6 protein-coding genes, 11 tRNA genes and 1 rRNA gene are annotated in these 7,650 nt (G+C 52.0%); 1 reads left to right on the top strand and 17 read right to left on the bottom strand.

The features are described from left to right. The 13 genes from ABS784_RS16595 to ABS784_RS16535 all read right to left on the bottom strand — a co-directional run. A 16S ribosomal RNA gene (locus ABS784_RS16595) occupies nucleotides 1–60 on the bottom strand; the annotation flags it as partial. 118 nt (nucleotides 61–178) lie between these two features. Then, a tRNA-Gly gene (locus ABS784_RS16590) sits at nucleotides 179–252 on the bottom strand. Between the two features lie 169 nt (nucleotides 253–421). Beyond that, a tRNA-Pro gene (locus ABS784_RS16585) sits at nucleotides 422–495 on the bottom strand. Between the two features lie 4 nt (nucleotides 496–499). Continuing rightward, nucleotides 500–576, bottom strand: a tRNA-Arg gene (locus tag ABS784_RS16580). Nucleotides 577–651: 75 nt separating this feature from the next. Beyond that, nucleotides 652–734 (bottom strand) — tRNA-Leu (locus tag ABS784_RS16575). Between the two features lie 15 nt (nucleotides 735–749). Then, nucleotides 750–831, bottom strand: a tRNA-Leu gene (locus ABS784_RS16570). Nucleotides 832–836: 5 nt separating this feature from the next. Beyond that, nucleotides 837–912 (bottom strand) — tRNA-Lys (locus ABS784_RS16565). A gap of 293 nt (nucleotides 913–1,205) precedes the next feature. Next, a tRNA-Gln gene (locus ABS784_RS16560) sits at nucleotides 1,206–1,280 on the bottom strand. Between the two features lie 14 nt (nucleotides 1,281–1,294). Continuing rightward, a tRNA-Asp gene (locus ABS784_RS16555) sits at nucleotides 1,295–1,370 on the bottom strand. Between the two features lie 32 nt (nucleotides 1,371–1,402). Next, nucleotides 1,403–1,474 (bottom strand) — tRNA-Glu (locus ABS784_RS16550). Nucleotides 1,475–1,493: 19 nt separating this feature from the next. Then, nucleotides 1,494–1,586 (bottom strand) — tRNA-Ser (locus ABS784_RS16545). Nucleotides 1,587–1,593: 7 nt separating this feature from the next. Then, nucleotides 1,594–1,668, bottom strand: a tRNA-Asn gene (locus ABS784_RS16540). A gap of 636 nt (nucleotides 1,669–2,304) precedes the next feature. Further along, nucleotides 2,305–2,754, bottom strand: coding sequence for a SprT family protein (locus ABS784_RS16535; protein WP_013144047.1), 450 nt, complete (start codon nucleotides 2,752–2,754; stop codon nucleotides 2,305–2,307). Nucleotides 2,755–2,843: 89 nt separating this feature from the next. On the opposite strand from ABS784_RS16535, the gene cmpA reads away from it, so the two are divergent. Further along, nucleotides 2,844–2,957: a cortex morphogenetic protein CmpA gene (gene cmpA, locus ABS784_RS16530; protein WP_013144046.1), complete on the top strand. Its 114-nt coding sequence runs from the start codon at nucleotides 2,844–2,846 to the stop codon at nucleotides 2,955–2,957. Nucleotides 2,958–2,975: 18 nt separating this feature from the next. On the opposite strand, the gene ABS784_RS16525 is transcribed toward cmpA, so the two are convergent. The 4 genes from ABS784_RS16525 to alr form a co-directional block, all read right to left on the bottom strand. After that, nucleotides 2,976–5,141: a Tex family protein gene (locus ABS784_RS16525; protein ID WP_069303970.1), complete on the bottom strand. Its 2,166-nt coding sequence runs from the start codon at nucleotides 5,139–5,141 to the stop codon at nucleotides 2,976–2,978. Nucleotides 5,142–5,472: 331 nt separating this feature from the next. Further along, entirely contained in the window at nucleotides 5,473–5,823 is a 351-nt protein-coding gene (gene ndoA, locus ABS784_RS16520; RefSeq protein WP_003253417.1) for a type II toxin-antitoxin system endoribonuclease NdoA, read from the bottom strand. A gap of 4 nt (nucleotides 5,824–5,827) precedes the next feature. Beyond that, the gene (locus ABS784_RS16515) at nucleotides 5,828–6,109 is read right to left on the bottom strand and encodes a CopG family ribbon-helix-helix protein (RefSeq protein WP_011229742.1); all 282 of its coding nucleotides are present in this window, start codon (nucleotides 6,107–6,109) and stop codon (nucleotides 5,828–5,830) included. Between the two features lie 126 nt (nucleotides 6,110–6,235). After that, entirely contained in the window at nucleotides 6,236–7,390 is a 1,155-nt protein-coding gene (gene alr, locus ABS784_RS16510) for an alanine racemase (RefSeq protein ID WP_011229741.1), read from the bottom strand. Between the last annotated feature and the right edge of the window lie 260 nt (nucleotides 7,391–7,650).

Below are 7,650 nucleotides of genomic sequence, written 5' to 3'. Positions count from 1 at the left end.
TTGCATGTATTAGGCACGCCGCCAGCGTTCGTCCTGAGCCAGGATCAAACTCTCCAAAAGAAAGTTGATTGGCTTTTTGCTTCAGCCGCAGCACCAAAGGCGCTAAACGACCTCCGCTTTTCGTCGCGCTTCGTTTCGTTCAGTTTTCAAGGAACGAAATAATCCTATGGACTCTTCATGGAGCGGGTGATGGGAATCGAACCCACGACATCAGCTTGGAAGGCTGAGGTTTTACCACTAAACTACACCCGCATAATTTTTGATGAAACACCCATCACAATCTTTCATGCCCCTTCCTCTGCCAGCCGATTCAAAGAAGCTGGATGCGTCGGGGCAACTCGAAGCGTATTCGGCGAAGTGAAGGCTCGTGGCTGAGGTTTTACCACTAAACTACACCCGCATAATATTTAGTTTAACAAAATCGGGAAGACAGGATTTGAACCTGCGACCCCATGGTCCCAAACCATGTGCTCTACCAAGCTGAGCTACTTCCCGATGATGGCGCGCTCGAGAGGATTCGAACCCCTAACCTTCTGATCCGTAGTCAGATGCTCTATCCAATTGAGCTACGAGCGCAATAGATTATTGCACCAAAGAGACGGATTATATTTTAGCAACTCGCTGTGTTGCTGTCAATAGTTTATCTAAAAATGCGGTCGAGAGGACTTGAACCTCCACGGGGTCGCCCCCACTAGGCCCTCAACCTAGCGCGTCTGCCATTCCGCCACGACCGCATATTGACTAATCAGTGCGGGTGGAGGGACTTGAACCCCCACGCCGTGAGGCGCCAGATCCTAAGTCTGGTGCGTCTGCCAATTCCGCCACACCCGCTAATATGGTGAGCCATGGAGGACTCGAACCTCCGACCCTCTGATTAAAAGTCAGATGCTCTACCTACTGAGCTAATGGCTCATGGTTGGGTATACACTCACAGTGAACGTTGTCCCTTCCTCTGCTAGCATATTCGAAGATGTCGGATGCGTCGGGACAACTCGAAGCAAATCCGAAGATGCTTTGCTCGTTGCTCTACCTACTGAGCTAATGGCTCATGGTGATCATAACACTCTAAGTACTGATGAACTCTACCTGCCTCTTCCTCTACCAGCTGTTTCAAGGAAGCCCGGTGCGTCGAGGCAACTCGAAGCAAACTCGAAGATGCAGCGCTCGTTACTGAGCTAATGGCTCATGTATTTAACACATAAAAATGGCTGGGCCAGCTGGATTCGAACCAGCGCATCACGGAGTCAAAGTCCGTTGCCTTACCGCTTGGCTATGGCCCAGCGATTTAGTGCAATGGCGGTCCCGACGGGACTCGAACCCGCGATCTCCTGCGTGACAGGCAGGCATGTTAACCACTACACTACGGGACCACAAATCGCGGGGATCACCCCGCGCTATTCAGTGACCCGTACGGGATTCGAACCCGTGTTACCGCCGTGAAAGGGCGGTGTCTTAACCACTTGACCAACGGGCCACGCATATACGTATTGGAGTGGCGGAGAAGGCGGGATTTGAACCCGCGCGCCGTAAAGCCACGACCTAACGGTTTAGCAAACCGTCCCCTTCAGCCACTTGGGTACTTCTCCAAAGAAATGGCTCCGCAAGTAGGATTCGAACCTACGACCTACCGGTTAACAGCCGGTTGCTCTACCGCTGAGCTATTGCGGAATGATGAAAAAATTATATGTCATGCATATCTTTACGATGTGCTCATTGCCTCTTCCTCTGCCAGCTAATTCAAGAAAGCGAGATGCGTCGAGGCAACTCGCAGCCAATTCGAAGATGTGAGGCTCGTCGCTGAGCTATTGCGGAATGATGTTTGACAATCGACATTGTTTATTATATTGAGCAACTTGTCGTTTGTCAATACGTTTTCCCGCAACTTCCTCTGCTGTTTTCCGCCGTTTAGCGACGGCTTTTATAATTTAGCACACGATCATCCTGATTGTCAACCTTTTTTCGCAAAATGTTTTGTTTGATTATTGGCGTTGACTGGACATTATAGTTTAACAATTCTTGACGAAAAGGCAGCTTGTCTATTTTCTCGACTGACGAACACCAAGGCGTGACGGAAGACCGAACAACCACCCGCTTCACAGACCCATGCATGGGTCTGAAAGCGGCGTTGTTCAGTCGCCCGACAGTCGATCAAATGCCGAGGCTATGGAAAAGCTGCAAATGTTAAAGTTTCAAATTGCATCTACTCTGAAAATACCTGAGCTTCAAAATGTGTAAAACTGTAATATTCGACATAGAGATATTTTCATCCTTCCGATGGCAACCAAATTTTTCTGTCATGGAAGCCTAGGATCGTTTGAGCTTGCTTCGGCAGCGGCCGCAAACATAACGGTCTATGTTGATCCGTCTTTTGCGGCGGTAGGTGAGGCCGCATGACGTGCAAATGTATGTGTAGATCGTTTTCGGCGCTTTTGTATTTCGAGCAAGCGGACGACAATAGCGAGGCGCCCCCACTTTTTGCAGCAGTTCGCGGAAGTCGCGGTCGCGGTGGCGGTAGCCTTTTCCCTCAAGGTGCAAGTGGTAATGGCAAAGCTCGTGTTTGATGATGGCGATCAATTCTTCCTCGCCGAACTGCTCGTAATGTTTTTTATTGAGCTCAATGTTGTGCGTTTGCAACATGTAGCGCCCGCCGGTGGTGCGCAAACGAGGGTTGAAGAAAGCGGTATGGCGAAACGGCTTGCCGAACACGCGAATGGAAATTTGTTCGACAAGGGCTTGCAGCTGCTTTTGGTCCATGGCGGGTCTCTCCTTCATCTTTTGGCACAGGACAATTCACCATTACATACATATATATTACCTTTCCACTGTCAGGGAGGTGACTGATTTTGCCTACATGGCTGAAAAATCAGATGAGACGAGCCTACTATGAGAAAAACCGTGAGCAAATTAAACTGTTGAACCAATGCTGGTTTTTTTATCGGAGAAAACACTGCTCCTAAGGCAGTGCTTTCTCCATTTCACTCTTTCGGCGGCACCATCGACAGCGATATTCTTCCCTTCGCCACATCGACATGCTCGACCCATACTTTGACGACGTCGCCGACCGAAACGACATCGAGTGGATGGCGCACGTATTGTTTGCTTAGTTTGGAAATGTGCACGAGCCCGTCCTGTTTGACCCCAATGTCGACAAAGGCGCCGAAGTCAACGACGTTGCGCACGGTTCCTTCCAGCTCCATGCCTGGCTTCAAATCTTCCATCTTCAACACATCTTTGCGTAATAGCGGCTTGGGCAGCTCGTCGCGCGGATCGCGCTCTGGGCGGCACAACGCGTCAATGATGTCGCGCAACGTCAGTTCTCCGATGCCGAGCTCGGCAGCCACCATCTCGACTTCGATGGCTTGCAGCGCCTGGCGCAGTTCATCACTGCCAATGGCGGCGGTCGTAAATCCTAACTTACGCAACAGTTGCTTCACTTCCGCGTACCGCTCGGGGTGAATCGGCGTGCGGTCAAGCGGTTCGTCGCCATCAACGATGCGCAAAAAACCGATGCACTGCTCGTACGTTTTCGCTCCGAGCCGAGGAATCGTTTTCAGCTCTTCGCGGTTGCGGAATTTCCCTTGCTCTTCGCGACGCTTGACGATGTTTTCTGCAACGGTTTTCGTGAGCCCGGACACGTACTGAAGCAGGGAGACGGAGGCAGTGTTGACGTTGACACCGACTTGATTGACGACCGTCTCGACGACGAAACGAAGCGACTCGGCAAGCTTTTTTTGCGACACATCGTGCTGGTATTGGCCGACGCCGACCGATTTTGGATCGATTTTGACAAGCTCGGCGAGCGGGTCTTGGACGCGGCGGGCGATCGAGACGGCGCTCCGCTCTTCGACTTGCAGGTCGGGAAACTCAGCGCGTGCAAGGTCGGAAGCAGAGTAGACGCTCGCTCCTGCTTCATTGACAATCAAATAAAAGATATCGCGTTGCACATGCTTCAGCGTGTCGGCGACAAACTGTTCGGTTTCCCGAGATGCTGTTCCGTTGCCAATCGCGATCATATCAACGTGATAGTCATCAAGCAGGCGAAGAAGTTTCGCGCGCGCCTCTTCTTTTCGCTCTTGCGGCGGATGCGGATAGATCACATCAATGCGAAGCAGTTTCCCCGTTTCGTCGACAACGGCGAGCTTGCACCCAGTCCGATAGGCTGGGTCGATGCCGAGCACCGTTTTTCCTTTGAGCGGCGGCTGGAGAAGCAGTTTGCGCAAGTTTTCAGCGAAAATATGGATGGCCCGCTCCTCCGCTTTCTCCGTCAACTCGTTGCGGATGTCGCGTTCAATGGCAGGCTCCATCAGCCGCTTGTATCCGTCCTCCATCGCTTCTGCCACGATGGGAGCGGCCGGGGACGATTCATCAGCGACTGTTTTTCGCCGCAAATAGCGAATGATGTCCTCAACAGGCGCCTTGATCGAGACGCGCAGCACCTCTTCCTTTTCACCGCGGTTTAACGCCAACACGCGGTGCGGAACGATTTTAGCGAGGGGTTCCTCGTAGTCGTAGTACATTTCGTACACACTCTTTTCGTCCTTTTCCGGCGCTTTGGCAACCGAAGCAATCGTTCCTTTCCGCCGCGTCTCGTCGCGCACCCATTGACGAAGAGCAGCGTCATCTGCCACTTTTTCGGCGATGATATCTTTCGCACCTTGAAGCGCCTCTTCAACGGTTGCGACTCCTTTATCTTCGTTGACGAACATTTCGGCCTGTTGTTCCGGAGTTGGGGCCGGTGGACACGAAAGGAGCCATTCGGCAAGGGGTTCAAGCCCTCTCTCTTTTGCGATTGTTGCTTTCGTGCGCCGCTTTTGCCGATATGGGCGGTATAAATCTTCGACTTGTTGCAACTTCGTGGCCTCAAGAATGTCGCGCTTTAACTCTCCCGTCAACTTCCCTTGCTCATCAATGAGGCGAATCACTTCCTCTTTCCGTTGCTCTAAATGCTGCAAATACTCCCATCTCTCAAGCACTTCACGAATTTGCACTTCATCGAGCGCCCCAGTCATTTCTTTCCGGTAGCGGGCGATAAACGGGATCGTGTTTCCTTCTCGATGGAGCGCAATGACGTTTTCGACTTGCTTTGCTGCCAGCTGCTGCTCGGCGGCAATGACTTCAATGAGCCGCTGTTCGTTAGCCAAGCGATTCCCTCCTTAATGATATGGGACTTGAACGCTCTCCCACCTACGCTAACGCTTCGAGGTGGAAGTGGGGGATGAATCGGTTTAGGATAATAAAAAAAGCGCTACCTGTACGCAGCTGCTTTGTGAAACAGTATACATAGATGAAAATGGAAGGACAGACCGTTCCGGAAAGGCCGATCTGCCCGTCTCACCAACGTGAACACTCGATAATCAAGACCGATGCCGCACGTCAACGCCGCTTTCCCCATCCGCTCGGCCGCCCGTTGGCAACCGAAAACGCCGTTTCTCCTGTTCGCTGTTATGCCAAAAGCAAAGGTTTTTCGCTCTATCAAAAGTCGATCAGCCCTAAGCTAATTTGCAGCGCCTCATCGACTTTATCCATCATTTCATCGTCCAAATGAGTGATTTTATCGGTCAGCCGTTGCTTGTCGATCGTGCGAATTTGCTCAAGCAAAATGACCGAATCGCGTTCAAACCCGTAGCGTTTCGCGTCAATCTCGACATGCGTCGGCAGCTTCGCTTTTTGGATTTGCGCCGTAATCGCCGCGACAATCACCGTCGGGCTAAAACGATTGCCGATATCGTTTTGGATCACCAACACGGGGCGCACGCCGCCCTGCTCCGAGCCAACAACCGGGGAAAGGTCCGCAAAATACACGTCGCCACGTTTGACAATCAAAGCATTACCCCCCGCTAACTAAGCGTTCAACGGTGTGGTCGGCCTCGTATTCAGCATGAAACGCTTCAGAAGCGATAGATAAATTGATTTTCGCCATTTCCATGTAGCCTCGTCTCATCGCCTCACGAATTTGCCGTTTCTTCCGCTCGCGAATGTACATTTTCGTCGCTTGATAAATGAGTTCATTGCGGTTGCCGTTTTCCTGCTTTACGAGCACGTCCAGTTCTGTCAGCAGCGACTGCGGCAAACGAACGACGATTTCCGCTGTTGCGCCAGATTCCGACACAAATATACACCTCCACGAACTGCAGCCATTGATTGCTTCCACTTCATGATACCATTAAACAACGGCGCTGCAAAGTCATTTCTCCATTTTCTATCCTTTGTCTTCCGAAGCAGATTATGCATCGCTTCATCCGCGACCAACGGCGTTTCTCACTTCCATTATACGCTTATTTCGGAAAAAAATACGGGGCACCCGGTAGCCGATCGTGCACGGCACTTCATAATTGATTGTGCCCAAATGGCGGGCGACATCATCGATGGAAATGACTTCGTCCCCTTGGCGGCCAATTAATGTCACCTTCGTCCCGACAGGCAGCGGCTCCGGCAGGCGGATCATGCATTGATCCATGCAGATACGGCCGACGATCGGCGCCCGCTGCCCGCCAACAAGCACATGAAAGTGCTGCAGGCGGCGCAGCCAGCCGTCCGCATAACCGATTGGAATCGTGCCGATCCACTCTTCCGTCTGCGCGGTGTACGTCGCACCGTAGCTCACCTTTTCGCCTGGTTGCAGTTTTTTGACGTGTACAAGGCGGCTATGGAGCGAAAACGCCTCTTTCAATTCGTATGGGAGGAGCGGCTTGATGTCCGGCGATGGGGCGAGCCCGTACATCGAAATGCCAAAGCGAACCATGTTGAACGCTCGATCGGAAAAACGAAGGGCCGCCGCGCTGTTGGCGCAATGAACGAGCGGCGGCCGCGACGGCAGCCAGTCAAGCATATGCAAAAAGCGGGCGTATTGATAAGAAAAGTAATCCGTATTCACTTCATCAGCGGTCGCAAAATGCGTATACACCCCTTCAAGCACAAAGGGCGGATGGCGATCGATCAAGGCCGCTATTCGCTTTGTCTCCTCTTCGTCTTTAACCCCAAGCCGTCCCATTCCCGTGTCCATCTTTAAATGGAAATGAATCGGGGTCGAACCGTTATACAGCGATGACGCCTTCTCGAGCCAATCAGAGCGAAACACGGTTAAGGCGATGCGGTGTTCGGCGGCCAACGCCACATCCTCGGGACGAGACGCCCCAAGCACTAAAATCGGGGCATCGATGCCTTTTTTTCGTAAGGCAAGCGCCTCGTCCAAAAAGGCGACGGCCAAGCGGGAAGCGCCCGCTTCGAGCGCCGTTGCCGCCACTTGGGCATCGCCGTGCCCGTAGGCGTTCGCCTTGACAACGGCCATAATTTGCGTACCCTCCGGCAAAAAGCGGCGCAAATTCGCGACGTTGTCGTAAATGGCGTCCAAATCAATTTCCACCCACGTATCGCGGTGAAACTCGTCCATCCTCTCTCGCTGCCTTTCTAGTCATAGCCAGTTTGAAAGCGCTTGAATCGATTGGATTCCTTTTTTAGTTTACCATGTTCCTAGGGAAGAAGGAATAGGATGAGCGGCGGAAAAATGAGAAAAACGGCGGAAAACATTGGAGATCGCAACGATTCGTCCACTGTCCTGCCTTCACTGCTTCTGCACAAAAAACATCCATGAGTAAATTTTACTCCCCACCCAGGCATGAAAATCCATCTCTCCTTCCATAATGGAGGATG

The organism is Geobacillus sp. G4 (assembly GCF_040327975.1).
Classification (GTDB): Bacteria; Bacillota; Bacilli; order Bacillales; family Anoxybacillaceae; genus Geobacillus; species Geobacillus thermoleovorans.
The sequence above is the reverse complement of the archived record's forward strand: the minus strand, read 5'-3'. Positions and strand labels throughout refer to the sequence as shown.

Excerpts from the sequence above, each read along its gene's own strand:
- alr (WP_011229741.1), bottom strand. The coding sequence starts at position 7,390 with ATGGACGAGTTTCACCGCGATACGTGGGTGGAAATTGATTTGGACGCC.
- ABS784_RS16535 (WP_013144047.1), bottom strand. The coding sequence starts at position 2,754 with ATGGACCAAAAGCAGCTGCAAGCCCTTGTCGAACAAATTTCCATTCGC.